Source organism: Paraburkholderia sp. JPY419 (genome assembly GCF_050435705.1).
GTDB lineage: Bacteria > Pseudomonadota > Gammaproteobacteria > Burkholderiales > Burkholderiaceae > Paraburkholderia > Paraburkholderia youngii.
In genome coordinates, this window is sequence record NZ_JBNDKV010000003.1 from 576,605 (window position 1) to 593,697 (window position 17,093).

Sequence of the window (17,093 nt, forward strand, 5' to 3'; positions counted from 1 at the left end):
TGGGCTACAGCGGGCACAAGCACCTGAAGGGCGACAAGGCCGTAGCCTTCTGCGATCGCGGGTGCAACATCATCGCGCCATTCGTGGCGGCGCCGGGCAACCGCAACGAATCGCCCCTGCTGCGCGACGCGCTGCCCGGACTCACCGCCATGGCGCGCGCCATTGGCGCGGACCTGCAAGGTTCAACCGTCAGTCTGGATGGCGTGTATGACTGTCGCGAAAACCGCAAGGCGATCTTCAACCGCGGGATGACACCCAACATCCCGGAAAATCCCCGGAACCGCAATCAGAACAAAAACGTGGCCGCAAGCGTCATTTCAATGAGGCCATCTTCGAGGAACGCTTTCGGACCATCGAGCGCGTGTTCGCCAGGGAGGACAAGTTCCGCCGCCTGCTGCTGCGCTTCGAACGCATCAGTGACGTGCACTACGCCTTCAAGACTCTCGCCTACACCCTGATCAATCTTCGGCACTACTGCCAAAGCTGATCTCACGCCCAGATCTTGCGGTACATCGTTGGCGCTTCGCGCCGTGATCGCGTTTGCTTCTGCCATGCGGATCACCTCGCATACCAAATCTTCGTTTCGCACCGTCGGTCTTGCTGTGTCCGCCACTTTCTGCATCATCGGTTCCTTCAACTGGAAACGAATATCACCTGCGCTGAAACCCGCAACCACTTGACCGATTACAGCGGCATCAACTTTGGCCGGGCCAGCGACTGGCATCGGCAAAAGTACGGGCGCGACGCGAGCCAGACGCCGTGGCGCAAGATGCATCTGTCGATCGACCCAGAGATGAATGTCCACCAGATCGCGATCACCGAGGACAACGTCTCCGACGAGGCGGGCCTGAATGCGATGCTGGCAGTCGTCGACGCGAACGTCGACTGCGTGATCGCCGACGGCGCGTACTACAGTATCGCGCAGACCGAGGCGTGGTCAGCCTGCGGCGTGCTGCCGGTGATTCCCCCACCGGCCAATGCGGTCGTTCACAATCAGCCGGCGACGCGCTGGCACGACCATCTCGTTTGGTACATCAAGGACAAGGGCATCCATGCGTTCCGCAACAAATACGGGTACGGCCAGCGCGCGCTGGTCGAGGCGCAGATCTCGCGAATCAAGCGTTGCATCGGCGCGCGGCTACTGACGCGCAAAACCGAATCGCAGCAGCGCGAGGGCGTGATCATCGCGAACCTCGTGAATCTGTGGAACAGCTTCGGCAAGGCCGTTTGCGTCAAAAATTCCTAGTTGCGTCTGCAACCAACTGCGGCCCTGCCCTGCTGCACAAAGCCGCTCAGCGCCGCTTTCGCGGTCTGGCCGCTGACTGGCCAGGCAGTTGCGCGGCCTGGGCGGCACTGGTCTGCGCGAAGTACTGCTCGTACCAGGTCAATGAGGCGACGATGTGCTCGCGGCTCGGCTGGATGTCGCTGAGATCCATCGGGACGTTCCCCGGGCTGGCCATGATCCTGCGCGCCAGCGTTTCGATGCCTGCCAGGACATGGTCGCCACAGGTATTGTCGTCCGGCTGCAGGGCCATCGGCATGCCCATCGGCGTTCCTGCGTTCAGCACGTTCGCCACCCGCCGGGCCACCTCGAACTGGGCCGTGTCGTTCGCCATATGGGCTGAACCGGGAGGAATCTTCGAGTCGTAGTGGAAGGCCTGCTGTGCTGGCCGGTTGATGACCAGCAGCGACCAGTGGCGGTTGGCGTGGTTCAGCGGCAGGAAGAGGATGGGGGCGTTGAAATGTTGCAGGACTTCTGCCCGCTTCTGCGCGCTCCCTTCGTCCAACTGCTGCACCTGCAGCGGGTCGGCGATGTCGAGCGTTCCGGTGAGCCGTTGGTAGCCGTCCGGCCCCAGTTCCTGGGCGATCCTTTGGATCGCCACTTGGTTATAGTGGTGGAGATCGTCGTCGTGCAGCCAGGGTTCGTGAGCCAGTCGCCGGGCTGCCACACCCGGGGGCGCGGTCTGAGGGGACGGGTAGTCGTCCACGTCGGCGTTCTCCTGTGCCGGGCGGGAGGGGCCGGCGACCTCCGACGGCGTGTCCGCACAGGCCTCCTGGCCAGACCCCGGCAGGGCGGTGAACGGACTCAGGCCCTCGTAAGCAGAATCCGCTCCCACCGGCCAGCTGATCCCGGACCACCCGACCGGGGTCGCCAGGATTGGAGACATGGACGTCTGCCCCATGCCCCGGGCGGCCATCGCCATCCACTGCTGCCGCTGGCCGATGCTGGCCCCGGCAACCTGCCGCAGGTGGCCATCGAACGTCTTCAGCAGATCCTCACCGGCCTGGGTCAGGCCGGTCGCGGAGCTCGCATCGAGAAACACGAGCAGGTCGTCCACGTCGGCACCGACCCTGACTGCCAGGTTTGCCACGCTGCTGTCCGGTACGAACGACCCCAGCGCATTCACGAAGCGTTCGCGCCCGATCCGGGCAATCGTCACCTCGGGGGCTTCCGGCGGGAACATGGAGATCATGTGCCCCAGCGCCAGGCGGACCATCCTGTACTTGGAGCCCTTCTTTTCGTCAAAGCGCTCCAAGTCGGCCATCAGGTTGCCATCCTTGAGGTGAAGCCGTTCGGCAATGTTTGGCCGTCCTTGTTGCTGGAGCCAGTCGCTGAAGGCGCGGGTAGCGAGCGCATAATCGTCGAATTTCGTGCGGCCGTTCCTGTTGACCCGCACGGGTTTGTTCTCCTGCTGCGCCTGGGACCGCAACGCGGCGTTGCCCTGTATCCGGTATCGCCCGATGAGCCGCTCGTCCACTTCCGGAATACCAAAATGGGAACTCCGGGTCTTGATCTCCGTCGTGCTGTGAGTGACAAAGTTGCGCAGGTGGTTCACGGCCGAGGGCACATGGCCGGTGGCGTACGGGGCACGGGGAATGGCCTGGTATTCCTCGACGAGGCGATCCATGGTGTCGGAAAGAAGCATCTTGCGGTTGCTCAACGGGGCATGCTTATTGAGCAGGAGCCACGCGCTGAAGGCCCGTGCGGCCCATTTGCTGGTGGTTTGCTTTCCAAACGCCGTGTCAATGAGCGCCGCATCATCTGGCGGTATCTGCCTGTCTCGTCGCTGCTCACGCCTGGCAATGTTCACCATGCCAAGTCTATTCGACTCCATTTCTTGAAGGTGATCCAGTGCCGCCGTCGCGTGAGAATCTCCTCCCCGCCGGACGAACTTCCAGGCATCGGATTTCAGGTCGGCAGTGAACAGCCGGCCCTCCATCGGGGCCTTGCCGACCTGCTTGAGCCAGGCGCTCAGATGGACTATCGCGTTCCCGTTGGTACTCCTCGTTTTGGGGGGAACGTTCCCGGCGGTCAATCCCTCCCACATCCGGCTGATGAGCGGAACGTCCTGCTCGTACGCGTCTTTGTTTCTTGGAACAGGCGGTGGAAGCGTGGTTTCCTCCGCGTACATGGCGGCCCCGGCCTCGCGCCGGATGCGATCCTGGTCCTCATCCCGCGGCGCGTAATGCACCCGCCCACGCATGGGCTCCGGGGCGTCCATGGGAAACGTCGAGTCACGGCGGACGATGTCGATGCTGTGGCGCCCGGATGAGGCGATGTCAGAAGCGTCCTTGCGGCGCCCCCCTAGGCCGAAGGCCTTCCTGAGGCCCGACATGAGGCCGCCCTTGCGGCGCGGGGCAGCCTCGTCGTGGGCCACATACATGGTGCCAGACGTGCTGTGGCGGGCAGCGTACGGCGCAGAATTCTCTGGCAGGGATGCGGGCACGTCGTAGCGCGCGCTCTGTAAGTACTGCTCGCGCGCAATGAGAGGGCCTGGGAGCCGCCGCATCGACCCCACCCTGCCGGCGAGGGCATTGCGCGGCGCCGGTGTCCCTCCGGCATTGCTGACCCTGCGCCGCCCGGCCCGGCCAAGTTGCAGGTCGGCCAGCTGGTTGAGGACGTGATCGGGCGAAGCGGCCGGCGGACTCGAGGGGGACTGGGGGGCATGCGCGGGCTGGGCAGTGGAGGCGTCGCAGGCCCGCCGGTAGCTGTCGACATCGAAAAACTCCCACGAGTCCCTTCCCGGAAATTCCATTGTTTCTGCTCCCTCTTTTTGCGTTACAGACCGCCGACATCCCACTGGCCGTCACGGCCACGGGCGCCGTCTGCGCCTGCTTCGTCGACGGCTTGTGCCAGCGACGGTTGACCGGCTTCTTGGATTGTCGGGCGTCCGGAACTCCTCAGAGGGGTTCGAAACGAACGCCTGTGGGCAGTAACGAAGGTTGTGTCGCATTAGTGTGGGGACGCTAGAATGCGCGTCTGACGAACCGGTACTGAGCCGATGATGATGAAGAAGGCACCGACACCACGAAAGGCCCTTGCCCCAGGAATTGCGAAGGTTCTGAAGCGACTGCACTATCCGCTCGATGTCATGCTGATGTGCGTGCGCTGGTATGTGGCATATGGGCTGAGCCTGCGAAATCTGGAAGAAATGATGGCCGAGCGGGGTATCGGGGTGGACCATTCGAGCGTGCACCGGTGGGTTATCAAGCTGCTACCGGTGTTTGAAAAAGCATTCCGCAAACGCAAACGGCCTGTCGGCAAGAGCTGGCGCGTCGATGAGACCTATGTCAAGGTCAAAGGCCATTGGAAATACTTGTACCGTGCCGTGGACAAGGCGGGCAACACGGTGGATTTCCTGCTGCGCGCCCATCGGGACAAGGCTGCGGCGCGCCGCTACTTCGAGAAGGCGATTGAACAGAACGGCGAGCCCGAGACAATCACCGTGGACAGGAGCGGCGCCAATCTGGCTGCGCTTGAAGCGCTCAATGCCGAGCGTTTAACGCCGATCAAGGTCCGGCAAAACAAATACCTAAACAACGTCGTCGAGCAGGATCACCGTGCCATCAAACGCATCATCAAACCGATGATGGGGCTCAAGGATTTCCGCTGTGCGCGCATCATCCTGTCTGGCATTGAGATCGCACACATGATCCGCAAGGGGCAGATGTGTGACGATGGCGTCGCCTCGACTGCAGCCGAACAATTCTATTCTCTCGTGATGTAAGCAATCCTCCTCACCTTAGCCGCCTGATCGTCGCATCGTCCTTAACGCGACACAACCGCCGTTCATCCTGATCGGCAGCGCTTTCCACTGGCACCCGGTGTAAAGCAGTGGCAGGACGTCATTGAAGATTGTATGCAACGCCAGGGTTGGAGCCGGCCCACGTCGGCCCCGGCTCAGATACGGCAACACAAATTGCTCAAACTGCTCAAGACTCAAATTCGTGGGAATCGCTTACCTGTATTGACTTCCGGTCATCCGTTACATCCGCAAATCCGGACTTTAACCGATCTGACCATGCGGACCTTAAAAGTCAGTCCCCATGCGGCATGCAGACAAATTTACGCACATCAGAAAACCCGCAACCAGTTGATAGAGTAATGCACGCAGTAGATGTCGCTTGAGCGCGAAGTGCTGGCGAATCGGACCGAAGCTCGATACTGACCAGTGCGACAAATAGTGCGTATTTTTAAGCGGCGTAACTAACATGCTTTTCTTTGAACAGGTTGCGAATCACGTGAGGCTCCTTTTGCCGACGGTGCAGGTGTCGACGGACGTTGCCGATCATTTCCGCCTTGCTGGTCGGCCGGCTCTTGCCAAGCGCATTGGTCTTCACGTCCTGATTGAGCAGTTCGTCCGGGTTCAGTTCAGGGCAATACCCCGGCAGCCGGATCAGGCGCAGGCGCTCGGCGTTGTCGGCGACGAAGCGCCTGACGGCCACGGATCGTTGCACCGGATGTCCGTCCACGATCAGGTAGATCTTCCGCGTGGCCTGCCTGAGCAGGCGCTTCATGAATTCGATGAAGGTTGCATTCTTGAACGTCCGTCCCCTCGAACACCATGAAGCTCAACATCCCACGATTGGATATCGCGGAGATCATGTTGCAGCCAAAGCGCTGTCCCGTTGCGCGTACCAGCGGCGTTCGCCCTTTGAGAGCGAAGCTCGTTCCGCTGAGGTGGTCACTTCGCAGCCCCGTTTCGTCACCCCAAAGGATGGTTGCCTCTTCCTGCTTCGCCTCTTTCGCAATCGTGGGATAGTCCTCGTCCAGCCATCGCGCAATCGCTGCGTCGTTCCTCTCATAGGCACGACGCACCGGCTTCTGGGCACTCATGCCCCAAGCCTTGAGGTATCGGCCCGCCGTCGTCGCCGACACCGTGATGCCGTACTGCTGCTCGATCAACTGCGCCACCGATTCGCGCGTCCACAGGTAGAACGGCAACGCCAGTTGGTCCGGCATCCGTTCGATGATCAGTTTGCGGATTCTCACGGCCTGGGTGTGATTGAGCCGGCCACTTCCTGGTTGGCGGCCGCGCTTGCCTGGCCTCAGCGCTCTCCATCCGCCTTCGCGCGAGAGCTTCATCCATTTGCTCACCGCTCGCAGGCTCACACCGTAGATGTTTGCCACCGCCGCAGTCTGCGTCATCCCGCCACGCACCGCCTGCACAACCATTTTTCTCATGTGTGCTTGCGTGGCTCCGTCCAACTTTCGAGCATCATTTTTCGTCTTCATCTCGTATAACGCATCACGCACTATTTGGTGCACATGTCAGTAAGAACGCTTGTGTGCGATCAGGATCGCGGAAACCACGCATCCGGCGTTCGCGCTCACGCGTAGGTTGATGGCTGTTTTCGGCACGGTTGTTCACCCGGGCACTGGCTTTGACGAAGACGTGTTTGATGTTTGCCAGTTCGGGAATTTCGGCCTTCGCGGCCGGATAGCTGCGCAATTGATCGGTGACAATCCTTCGTGGCGCGTCGGCACAGGCGGCCAGCACGCGATTGAAGAAGCGCTTTGCTGCGGCCTTGTCGCGATGTTTCTGCAGCAGGATGTCGAGTTCGGCGCCGTGCTGGTCGACTGCCCGCCAGAGCAGATAAGGATCACCGCGCAACGTAACGAAGACTTCGTCCAGATGCCATGTGCGGCCAGGCTTGCGGCGAGCAGCTTTGACGCGGTGTGCGAAGCCCGCGCCGAATTTGTCGCACCAGCGGCGGATCGTCTCGTAACCGACAACGACACCGCGCTCGAACAGCAGTTTCAATATCACGCAGGCTAAGTTGGAACCGGAAATACCACCGAACCGCGAGACTAATGATTGCCGCCGGGAACCGGTGGCCGTGATAAAGCGATTTTCTTTTCTTCATCGTGACATCTTACGTGACTACCTCGCCAACGTGAGAGTGCCGACAAAGCCGCCAATCACTTCGCCAATCAGATTATTGCTTCGCAGGGCACATCGAGCGATGCTGGGTACTCCATGCATCATCCCTTCGCTTGAGCGGACAACCGCTGAAATCCGCCAAAACCCGCAACCAGTTGCGCATCACGCTGCCTACCCTGTTTTCCGTCACTCGTCCATGACAATCTCCCGTATCGTGATGAACTGCGTCATGTTCGTTTGCGGCCTCGCAGCGACGCCATTCGCGCGCGCCAACTGCTTCGATGATGCCGCTGCGTACCAGCACGTCAATCCGCTCATCCTGCGCGCCATTGCGTGGCAGGAGTCGCACAATCGCGCCGATGCGATGCACGTCAATGCAAACGGCTCGGTCGACTACGGGCTGATGCAGATCAATACGATTCATCTGCCCGCACTCGCGCGCTACGGCATCGGTAAGGACGCGCTGATGTCGCCCTGCAAGAACGTGTACATTGCGGCATGGCAGTTGCGTCGTCAGATGATCAAATATGGCAATACCTGGGCCGCAGTCGGCGCCTATCATTCAGCCACGCCAGCGCTGCGCGACGAATACGCGCGTCAGATCGACGGCATCCTGCGGCGCTGGCAGGTGCTCCCCGAGGACCGGTCGGGTGCGCGTACTGCAAAGCTACGGCCGGCCGATGCAGGTAACGGTCCGCCGTCTGAATGACTCTCCCGGGTTCTGTCGGCTTTGTCGGCTCCGGTGCAAATAGGTAGCGAGGTCGAAATAATCTTATAGATTTGGATACCTTATCGATTGAACAGGACGGCGTTCCAAACCGCGGGCGCGGTGGTATCGCTGAGCCTGAGCGCGCAGAGGTCGAACTGCGCCTTGCGAATGCGATGCATCAACTCGATGCCTGAAATCGTGATCGCGGCACTTCTGAACCGTTTGAATCCAAGCATCACGTTCGTTCTTGACTTGATGTGACGATGGTCCTGTTCGATCAGATTATTGAGATACTTCGAAGAGCGCACCTTCGTGTCCTCGGGAAGCAGGCCGTCAATTTTCATCTCACGCACGGCCCGGTGCGACGCAGCATACCCATCGAGGGTGACCGTCTCCGGTGGCCGGCCTTGATGTTTGACCGCCTTGCCGAAAAAGGCTTTTGCCGCGGCCACATCGCGCTTGGACCTGAGCATGAAGTCTACCGTCTGGCCGTCGCGATCCACCGCCCGATATAGATAAACCCATTTGCCCCGGATCTTCAGGTACGTCTCGTCAACCCTCCACGACCGTCCCGCAGACGTGGCAAATGGTTCCAGCGCTTGACGAACTCGGGCGTATAGCGGCGCACCCAACGCAGAATCGTCGTGTGAGCCAGCGACAACCCTCGCTCAGCCATCATCTCGACGAGATCGCGCAGGCTGAGTTTGTAGCGCAGATACCAGCGCACACAAAGAATGATCACCTCACGGTCAAAATGACGGCCGGCGAATAGCCCGTCCAGACTCTTCAGCTTGTTCATCGCGGCTTCTCAAATCGGTCAGGGCGACACTCTAACCGATGCTTGAGCGCTATTTGCACCACAACCATCATTCTTTGTGCGCACTGGTATCTGCGCTGCAAACTCAGCCTGCGCAGTTGATGCATCGCATTCGCAAGGCGCAGTTCGACCTCTGCGCGCTCAGGCTCAGCGATACCACCGCGCCCGCGGTTTGGAACGCCGTCCTGTTCAATCGATAAGGTATCCAAATCTATAGAGATTATTTCGACCACGCTACCTATTTGCACCGGAGCCCGTGATGCCTGGGTTCAAGCGATTCGGGAGCGCCGCGACCACGATTTCAGGAATCGAGTTGACGCATCGCATTCGCAAGGGGCAGTTCGATCTCGCGAAGCTCGGCCTCAAGGAGGCCGCTGCGCCCGCCGTATGGAATGCGGTCCTCTTTGATCGATAAGCTTTCCTACCTATATGAACTTTCTCAACCCGCTTACCTATTTGCACCAGAACCACGCAGGCTAAGTTGGAACCAGAAATACCACCGAACCGCGAGACTAATGATTGCCGCCGGGAACCGGTGGCCGTGATAAAGCGATTTTCTTTTCTTCATCGTGACATCTTACGTGACTACCTCGCCAACGTGACAGTGCCGACGCAGGAGCTTGCGGCGCAGGAAGGCGAAGGCGTAATCATCGCCACCCTGCTGAACCTGTGGAACGCCTTCGGCAAACCGGGTTGCGTCAAAAATGCATAGTCGCGTCCATAGTACGGGAACTCGTACCCATCCGGACAAAGCCCATCAGCTTGACATTGCCTTCTCTTTCAATCTGCGCCACAATTTTTCATCGACCGGGCCCCGATGTACGGTCGGTTCCATTCTTCCCAGAGACCGTTGGAATCTTTCCCACCGTTTCCCTAGCAGGCTGTTGAAAAGCGCCCCGTCATGACGACCGAAGCTACGTTCAGGAGACTTGCGCGTGCAATTTCCCGCTGAATTGCCGGTTTGCCGCGCGATCCGCGCGGGGCATGCGCACGCATGCAGCCCCGCTGGCGCGCAGTCTTCACGCCGTGACGGCTCATCGCGCCGCTCCTTGCGGCACCACCCCTGGCATTCGGGCCATGCGGGTCAGATTGCTCGCAACCATCGTCAGCTTGAAGTGCTGGTCGACGCGCTTGATACCGCGATAGACCGTCTGCCGGATCCGACCGACCGTTTTACCCCAGCCGAAATGCTCTTCGATTCGTTTGCGGATGATCTGGCTAATCCGGTAGCCCGTATGCCGCGAAGTGCGACCATCGATTGCGCTGCCGCCCCAACGCTCATCGTTGCGCGCGACATGCGGTGTCACGTTGCGAGCGCGGCAATCGTTCACGAAGTCGCGGGTGTCATACGCCTTGTCGGCACCAACTGTCTTCGCATGAGCGCCTGGCACGCAATCGAGCAATTGCAATGCGCTGGCCCGCTCGGCGAAACCATCTGCGTGACTCACCACGGCGCCGACCACCAGCCCCGAGCGATTCTCCATCAGGATGTGCCCGTGGTAGCACAGGATGGCCGGGCTCTTGTGGCTCTTCTTGAACAATCGCGCCTCCGGATCAGTAGTCGACTCGTGCGTGGCATTGCTACGTCGCTCGCCTTTCCAGTCAGTGTCGGCGTTGCGGCCACCGCCGGCTGGCGGACCATCGTCCGGGCCGTCCTTGCGGCGGAAGCTCTTGTGACTGGCCCACGCCTGAATCAGCGTGCCGTCCACCGAGAAATGCTCTCTCGACAGCAAGCCCCGCTTGTCCGCCAGGCTCATGACTTCGGTGAAGAACGCTTCCACGACTTCATGCTCCAGAAGCCGGTCGCGGTTCTTCGAGAACACCGAGTGGTCCCACACCGCGTCCTCAATCGCCAGCCCGACAAACCAGCGGAACAGCAGGTTGTAGCGCATCTGCTCCATCAGCATGCGCTCGCTGCGCACCGAGTAGAACACCTGCAACAGCAGCGCCCGCATCAGCTTCTCAGGCGCAATCGAGGCACGGCCGGTGTCCGCGTAGATGACGCTGAACAGCCCGTTGAGCCGTTTCAACGCGTCATTCACCAGCAACCGGATCGGTCGCAACGGGTGATCTGCCGGGACGAAGTCCTCGAGCTTGACCGTCGTGAACAGGGGTTCCTGCATCTCATCCATTCCGCGCATCGCATCCGCTGCCAAAGATCATGAACACGATATCCATAACGCCCGTCCCTCAAACCCCGTTTACACGGGACCCAAATTCAACAGCCTGCTAGGTTCTTTTGACTCTCGCTTTTAACGTGAATGGCGTTGAAATCCTTGATGTCTAGTGCAAGGCATCCCTCGGCCGTCACCGGCTGTCGCGTATGTACATGAACGAACAACGGCGCGGCGTTATCGCCGTCAGAGACCGGATGAGGTTGAACGCACAACTCAAACACCGTGCCTTGATTGCCACGGTCAGAATTGGAAGGCAGCCTCTTCGGCACCCCTACCACGGCGATCCCGTCTAAATCGAACAGGCGGTTCAGATGTCTGGCTTTAGGGTAGCGGTGCTGTTTGATCAAGTCCGCCTCTTGCTGATCCACGCAAGCCTCTATGTGAGCCAGAAGGCTCTCTCGCTGCACAACCTTACTGGCACACTCCGCGACCTGGGGACTCTCAGGTAGTGCGGCGAGCATTCTATTCGCACGCTCCAAGTCGGTGACGCGACCGAACCATGATGCGACCGAATCGCGAATTATGCCAGCAACGTCGAGCGGGTCGTTTTCGTTTCGCCTTATCGTGTCGATCGTGCTGGTGTCGAATCCGACCCGGCGAGCAAGCGCGAGCAAGTCCTTGGCAGGGTAACGCATGGCGTCTGGCGGCAATCGTTGGCTCTTGCCCAGGAGAGCTGTGGCCTGCTTGAGGATTTCCGAGTGTCCGGCCGTGTCCGCCGCGCGCCCCCGCTCGACGTCGTGGAGTTGAATACGAGTACGGCGGCGCGACCGGCGACGCAGTGGAATGGTTTCAACGCCTGATGCTTCCTGTGCATCGGTCGCACCGTGCAGTCCCGCCCGGTGCGATGGCTCCCCTGTCTCGTTTTGCGAGCGTTTCAGCATGGGCAGAACGATGGCTTGCACCGGCGACACAAAATCGCCAAGTCGTTCGGCGAATCGCAGTGCTGCATTCCATTTCTCAGCGCCCTCTGAGCTCCAGTTCTCTGCGATCGTTTCGGCGAAGTGGTTAGCGGTTAGCGGTTAGCGGTTAGCTCCAGAAGCTTAAGTGCGCTGAGTAATTCACATAGTATCTGCGATTTTTTTTGGGCTTGCTCTTCTACATTGTCAATAGTGTCAGCCTCTCCGTATTGATCAAGGAGGTTGAACACTGGCGCGGCTCTTGATGCAATGGTTCCGAGGGATCGACGAACATCGACTGGCCAGGCAAACGTGCGCAGATAGTAGTTGTTTAACGAGGCGACCGCTCTCCCTACCGGAGCCAGCAGTTGCGATGCCCCCGAGCGGAGTCGCGGTTGAACTGTTGCGATCTTATCAGCCGCGTGGGCGGTAATACCTGATTTGAGACGTTTTTCATCAGTTAGTGAATTCGCGAATAGTTCGAGTTCTTCGCGATGAGAATTCATCTCGTCCAGCGTCGTCATGAATTTATCCAACGCGCCGCGAACTTTTATTAACTCGTCCACATCCTCAGGAAAGTCCTTTAACGTTGGGCGCAAACAATCGACGTCACCTCGCAATTTAAAAAATGTCTGCCATACAGCGTCCAGGAGATCCGAAGCCACCTTGATCCCGTCGATTATCGAGCGGCTTCTTTCTTCTACATTGATTGAAGAGCCGTGAGCGATCGACATTGCATTTTTCACGTCACCAAACGCGCGCCCCAGAAAGCGACATTTCTTTTCAGGGTCGTCGGAGTAATGGGGAGCTAGTTGAAGCGTTGTTTCAAGTCGAACGCAAAGGTAGGTTAGGTCATCAGCCGGTTTTGCGGTTGGAATTGCAGCCCGCGGCAGGCGGCTGGCACGCCGATGCCGCTCCGCATCAGGATATTGTGTGGCGGATGACGAGCTGGAGGCGGTGTCGTGACGCGTCCGCAGCGGAAGGCAATCGAGAAGCGGTGCCGATCGCGGCGTATCGGTTCTCTGCGATCCATGTGTAGGTTCGGGGCCGGACGGCTCGTTGGAGTCAGATGATGTCGCCGTACTCTTGTCGATTCGGTTGCTGGACATTTTTCATTCCACGATGATGTGCGCCAGGAGGATGCCAGACGTCCAAAGTTAGCTCGGATTGACGAGGTATACGCTTGGGTCCGGTGTACAGGGAGTTGAGACGGAAGATTCAAGGTGGTTAAGGTCAGCTCAGCAGCGTGCCGGTCCATCCACCGTCAACAATGCTGTAATGGCTTTGCTTCTCACGACCGGACTCTCCCGGATTCGACGCGGCAAACCCGACGCGGGCCGCCATGTCTGACACTGTAGCCCCCCTTATCACGCCGTTCATGCGCCGCGCGAAATTTGGCGTGCCAATGCGTAGCGATGCACGCAGCGTCAAGCAGCATGGCCGGCCAAGTTAATTGTCGCCGCCCACATCGCCAACCTGCTGAACCGGTGGAACGCCTTCGGCAAACCGGTTTGCGTCAAAAATGCATCGTCGCGTCCATGGCACGGGAACTCGTACCCATCCGGACAAAGCCCATCTCGAGCACTTCGCCCCTCGGGCCCTCAATTCGCGGTGCGAATCTTGCCATGCAGGGCCCTTCATGCATCATTGGTACCGTCAACGGACAACCGCTGTACCGTCAACGGACAACCGCTGAAATCCCCCCCGAAACCCGCAACCAGTCGAAGGTGAAGCAGTGAACGACCGTAATTATAGCTTTGGTCGAGATAGTGCTGTGATCGCGCTCACAGCTCGCAACCGCGTACTTCGAAATACCTACTGGCTGCTCGCGCTGTCCATGATCCCAACCGTGCTCGGCGCTTGGGTCGGCCTTGCCACCGGCTTCTCGCTGTTCGCCGCCACCAGCCCCGCCATGAGCACGCTGGCGTTCTTCGCGATCGCCTTCGGCTTCATGTTCGCGATTCAGCGCACCAAGGACAGTGCCATCGGCGTCTTCGTACTGCTCGGCTTCACGTTCTTCATGGGCCTGATGCTGTCGCGCATCCTCGCGTTCGTGCTCGGCTTCTCGAACGGCCCGTCGCTGATCATGCTCGCGTTTGGTGGCACTGGTATGATTTTCGCGGCCATGGCAACCATTGCCATGGTCAGCAAACGCGACTTCTCGGGCCTCGGCAAGTGGCTCTTCATGGGCGTGATCGTGATCCTGCTGGCTTCGGTCGCGAACGTGTTCCTGCAACTGCCGGCACTGATGCTGACGGTCTCGGTCATGGCAATCGTGATCTTTTCCGCCTACATCATGTTCGACGTGCAGCGCGTTGTGAACGGCGGTGAGACGAACTACATCACCGCGACGCTAGCGATCTACCTTGATCTCTATAACGTGTTCGTCAACCTGCTTGCGCTGCTCGGCATTTTCGGCGGCAACCGCAACTAATCTTACTGTTGTCAGTCTGACTGACGAAGTCGCTTGGAGGTTTGTTTGTTCATCGGCTCTGTCAAGTTCGCGAAGCGGTTTTCAAAGGCGCACGGAGATACTGACGAGTGCACCAAAAGTGCGTTATGCGTTATATGGGCGTTGTAACGTTAAGGTATACGAGACGCAAGAGCGCGCAGGAGGCAGATTTGCTCAGAAATTGGACGGATCCTGGATGAGCCCAGTGAAGCGATGCCACCCGGCAAAGCGTGCGGCGAGCTGTTTGCGATAGAGTGATGCACGCAGTAAATGTCGCTTGAGCGCGAAGTGCTGGCGAATCGGACCGAAGCTCGATAAGAACGCTTGTGTGCGATCAGGATCGCGGAAACCACGCATCCGGCGTTCGCGCTCACGCGTAGGTTGATGGCTGTTTTCGGCACGGTTGTTCACCCGGGCACTGGCTTTGACGAAGACGTGTTTGATGTTTGCCAGTTCGGGAATTTCGGCCTTCGCGGCCGGATAGCTGCGCAATTGATCGGTGACAATCCTTCGTGGCGCGTCGGCACAGGCGGCCAGCACGCGATTGTAGAAGCGCTTTGCTGCGGCCTTGTCGCGATGTTTCTGCAGCAGGATGTCGAGTTCGGCGCCGTGCTGGTCGACTGCCCGCCAGAGCAGATAAGGCTCACCGCGCAACGTAACGAAGACTTCGTCCAGATGCCATGTGCGGCCAGGCTTGCGGCGAGCAGCTTTGACGCGGTGTGCGAAGCCCGCGCCGAATTTGTCGCACCAGCGGCGGATCGTCTCGTAACTGACAACGACACCGCGCTCGAACAGCAGTTCTTCAATATCACGCAGGCTAAGTTGGAACCGGAAATACCACCGAACCGCGAGACTAATGATTGCCGCCGGGAACCGGTGGCCGTGATAAAGCGATTTTCTTTTCTTCATCGTGACATCTTACGTGACTACCTCGCCAACGTGACAGTGCCCTTCCAGGATAGGACAACCAGACTTCAACGCCAGGACTTTTGCAGACCTTCCTTAACACCCCCGTCACACAGGGGCATCGCTCGCTCCGCTTTCGGACAAACGTCTGCTACTGCGCTACTTCTGTATAACGAGATGCCTATAACGAGGCGCGTCCCCACTCCACGGCGCCGGAAAAAATCACAATTCAAGACGGCCCTGATTCCGTGTCAGCCTCAGCCATAGCGTTTGACTTACTCTCCGCGGAAGCCCCCCGAAGGGGAAAGTGCATTAAGGTAAGTTTCTCTCCACCAGCGAAGGTCTTCAGTTTTCATATTGTGCATCAGGTCGGCGTGCCGCTTTTGACGTTCATGCAAGGGCATGTCCAAAGCACGTATGTATGCTTTGGCAATGGCAGTTCGGTCCTTAGGGGGCACCAGAAGCGAATCACTGAGTTGAGAGGCCGAACCCGCGCCGGTTGATAGCACAAGGACGCCAGGGTTTTCTGGCTTCTGCGCCGCGATGTATTCTTTAGCCACAAGGTTCATGCCATCCGCCACGGGGGTAACTACACCTACTCGACTCATTCGATATATTTCAGGCAGTGCATTGCGATCCACCGACTCGTTGAAATACATCACCGGCTTCCAATCAATAGTGCCATGCCGGTCGTTGATCTCGTCCACCAGTTTCCTAGTCTTATCGCTTAACTTGGCATACGCAGGAACAGTTTGTCGTGTGGGGGCTGCGATTTGAACGAGTGTGACGCGCTTCCGTAACTCAGGGTGAGTTTCCGGCAATTCACGGAAGGCCTTTAGGCGCTTCGGTACTCCCTTACTGTAGTCCAGTCGATCAACGCCGACCATTAGCGCTCGTCGACCTGACTCATTACGTATGTCATCAAGGATTGCTTCTGATCCACTGCTTGGCTGAAGCGCCCTCAGACTCTCGACATCAATGCCGATCGGAAAGGGTTGAATACGGGGTTCACTGCGGAAAGCCCCCGAATCACGTTCGTTCAACCGTTGAACAAGGCCCTCCTTTTCCGCATACGAGCGGAAGTTCTCGACGTCTTCGGGGCGCTGCATCCCTACGAGATCGTATGACATCAAGCCCTCCATCAATTTCCGATGTTCGGGAATTTGTTTGATGACATCGGGAGGCGGGAGTGGGATGTGATTAAAAAAACCTATTCTATGTTGGCATCCGTGCGCTCGTAACTGTTGCGCAAAAGGAATGAGATGGTAGTCGTGAACCCATAGGATGTCATCTTCCCTGAGCATGGGTCCCAGTTTTGAGGCGAGCAACTTATTGACGGTCTCGTAATCTTTGAAGTATTCGGGGTTCAGGTCGGCAAATTTTAATTTTTCGTGAAAAACAGGCCAAAGCACAGAGTTAGAAAAGCCCTCATAGTAACCATGATGAAGCTTCTTGCTCAAATCAATTTGTGCCAATGTCGTTCGGCCGAAGGATTCGGTTCGAACGCTAGACACCTGGGAGGCGTCGGTTGTTTTACCGCTCCAGCCAAACCATAGTCCATCGGTGTTATGCATCATTTCGCCAAGCGCAACTGCAAGCCCGCCTGCAGCAGGTTTGTTCGGGTCGATAAGGCGATTCGATACCACTACTAGGCGGCGATCTGAACTCGAGAGTGCTGATACCTCAGATTTTGGTCGACACAACTCAGAGCCCTTTTCACTCGAGATGTACCGTCGCGGCAATCCCGGTAGTTCGTCAAATTGCGCAGGTCTGGACCGGGGGAGATCTGACTTTCGAAGTACCTCGCTCTCCGTGATTGCGACCGTGTCGGAGGGGTCTTGAGTACTTGTGGGAGAATAAATCGAGGGGATGGTATTGTTGAACATGAGTCAAGCAGTTGGGGGGATTTAAATGATTCAAAAAGGTTCTGGTGCAAATAGGTGGGCGGGTTGAGAAAGTTCATATAGGTA

At 58.5% G+C, this 17,093-nt stretch carries 14 protein-coding genes and 4 pseudogenes; 6 read left to right on the forward strand and 12 right to left on the reverse strand.

Features of this window, described 5'->3' with window-relative positions:
- Positions 1-286 precede the first annotated feature (286 nt).
- Complete coding sequence (locus tag QFZ91_RS26210; protein WP_429568925.1) at positions 287-625, reverse strand: hypothetical protein; 339 nt, start codon at positions 623-625, stop codon at positions 287-289.
- Between the two features lie 51 nt (positions 626-676).
- Here QFZ91_RS26210 and QFZ91_RS26215 point away from each other — a divergent pair, with 51 nt between their 5' ends.
- Complete coding sequence (locus QFZ91_RS26215; RefSeq protein ID WP_429568926.1) at positions 677-1,246, forward strand: transposase; 570 nt, start codon at positions 677-679, stop codon at positions 1,244-1,246.
- Between the two features lie 46 nt (positions 1,247-1,292).
- On the opposite strand, the gene QFZ91_RS26220 is transcribed toward QFZ91_RS26215, so the two are convergent.
- On the reverse strand, positions 1,293-4,037 hold the full coding sequence (locus QFZ91_RS26220) for a Ulp1 family isopeptidase (RefSeq protein ID WP_429568927.1): 2,745 nt from the start codon (positions 4,035-4,037) through the stop codon (positions 1,293-1,295).
- Positions 4,038-4,286: 249 nt separating this feature from the next.
- Between QFZ91_RS26220 and QFZ91_RS26225 the strand changes: the two genes are divergently transcribed.
- Complete coding sequence (locus tag QFZ91_RS26225) at positions 4,287-5,009, forward strand: IS6 family transposase (protein WP_429569143.1); 723 nt, start codon at positions 4,287-4,289, stop codon at positions 5,007-5,009.
- A gap of 466 nt (positions 5,010-5,475) precedes the next feature.
- Here the strand turns inward: QFZ91_RS26225 and QFZ91_RS26230 are convergent, their stop codons facing one another.
- The 3 genes and pseudogenes from QFZ91_RS26230 to QFZ91_RS26240 form a co-directional block, all read right to left on the reverse strand.
- Positions 5,476-5,766, reverse strand: coding sequence for a transposase (locus QFZ91_RS26230; RefSeq protein ID WP_429569144.1), 291 nt, complete (start codon positions 5,764-5,766; stop codon positions 5,476-5,478).
- On the reverse strand, positions 5,654-6,517 hold the full coding sequence (locus QFZ91_RS26235) for an IS630 family transposase (RefSeq protein ID WP_429568928.1): 864 nt from the start codon (positions 6,515-6,517) through the stop codon (positions 5,654-5,656). Before QFZ91_RS26235 ends, QFZ91_RS26230 begins: the two co-directional genes overlap by 113 nt.
- A 25-nt stretch (positions 6,518-6,542) precedes the next feature.
- Positions 6,543-7,149: pseudogene (locus tag QFZ91_RS26240) on the reverse strand (IS6 family transposase); the annotation flags it as partial.
- Positions 7,150-7,383: 234 nt separating this feature from the next.
- Here QFZ91_RS26240 and QFZ91_RS26245 point away from each other — a divergent pair.
- Positions 7,384-7,875, forward strand: coding sequence for a lytic transglycosylase domain-containing protein (locus tag QFZ91_RS26245; protein WP_429569145.1), 492 nt, complete (start codon positions 7,384-7,386; stop codon positions 7,873-7,875).
- An 80-nt stretch (positions 7,876-7,955) separates the two neighbouring features.
- On the opposite strand, the gene QFZ91_RS26250 is transcribed toward QFZ91_RS26245, so the two are convergent.
- A protein-coding gene (locus QFZ91_RS26250) for an IS6 family transposase (protein ID WP_429568929.1) occupies positions 7,956-8,674 on the reverse strand; the annotation gives its coding sequence in 2 pieces (ribosomal slippage) (positions 7,956-8,485 and positions 8,485-8,674; 720 coding nt in all).
- 113 nt (positions 8,675-8,787) lie between these two features.
- Between QFZ91_RS26250 and QFZ91_RS26255 the strand changes: the two are divergent.
- Together QFZ91_RS26255 and QFZ91_RS26260 are read left to right on the forward strand one after the other, a co-directional pair.
- Positions 8,788-8,892, forward strand: a pseudogene (locus QFZ91_RS26255) (IS6 family transposase); the annotation flags it as partial.
- 56 nt (positions 8,893-8,948) lie between these two features.
- Positions 8,949-9,107, forward strand: a pseudogene (locus QFZ91_RS26260) (IS6 family transposase); the annotation flags it as partial.
- A 54-nt stretch (positions 9,108-9,161) separates the two neighbouring features.
- On the opposite strand, the pseudogene QFZ91_RS26265 reads toward QFZ91_RS26260, so the two are convergent.
- From QFZ91_RS26265 to QFZ91_RS26280, 4 genes and pseudogenes are all read right to left on the reverse strand, one after another.
- Positions 9,162-9,260 (reverse strand): annotated as a pseudogene (locus QFZ91_RS26265) (IS6 family transposase); the annotation flags it as partial.
- A 466-nt stretch (positions 9,261-9,726) separates the two neighbouring features.
- Entirely contained in the window at positions 9,727-10,833 is a 1,107-nt protein-coding gene (locus QFZ91_RS26270) for an IS5 family transposase (RefSeq protein ID WP_429522659.1), read from the reverse strand.
- A 77-nt stretch (positions 10,834-10,910) separates the two neighbouring features.
- Positions 10,911-11,750, reverse strand: a complete 840-nt coding sequence (locus QFZ91_RS26275) for a hypothetical protein (RefSeq protein ID WP_429568930.1) — start codon at positions 11,748-11,750, stop codon at positions 10,911-10,913.
- Between the two features lie 131 nt (positions 11,751-11,881).
- Entirely contained in the window at positions 11,882-12,874 is a 993-nt protein-coding gene (locus tag QFZ91_RS26280) for a hypothetical protein (RefSeq protein WP_429568931.1), read from the reverse strand.
- Between the two features lie 626 nt (positions 12,875-13,500).
- On the opposite strand from QFZ91_RS26280, the gene QFZ91_RS26285 reads away from it, so the two are divergent.
- Positions 13,501-14,199, forward strand: coding sequence for a Bax inhibitor-1/YccA family protein (locus tag QFZ91_RS26285; RefSeq protein ID WP_429568932.1), 699 nt, complete (start codon positions 13,501-13,503; stop codon positions 14,197-14,199).
- Between the two features lie 192 nt (positions 14,200-14,391).
- Here the strand turns inward: QFZ91_RS26285 and QFZ91_RS26290 are convergent, their stop codons facing one another.
- Complete coding sequence (locus tag QFZ91_RS26290) at positions 14,392-15,126, reverse strand: IS6 family transposase (protein WP_429568933.1); 735 nt, start codon at positions 15,124-15,126, stop codon at positions 14,392-14,394.
- 272 nt (positions 15,127-15,398) lie between these two features.
- A complete protein-coding gene (locus QFZ91_RS26295; protein WP_429568934.1) occupies positions 15,399-17,009 on the reverse strand; it encodes an alpha,alpha-trehalose-phosphate synthase (UDP-forming) in 1,611 nt (536 codons plus the stop codon).
- Between the last annotated feature and the right edge of the window lie 84 nt (positions 17,010-17,093).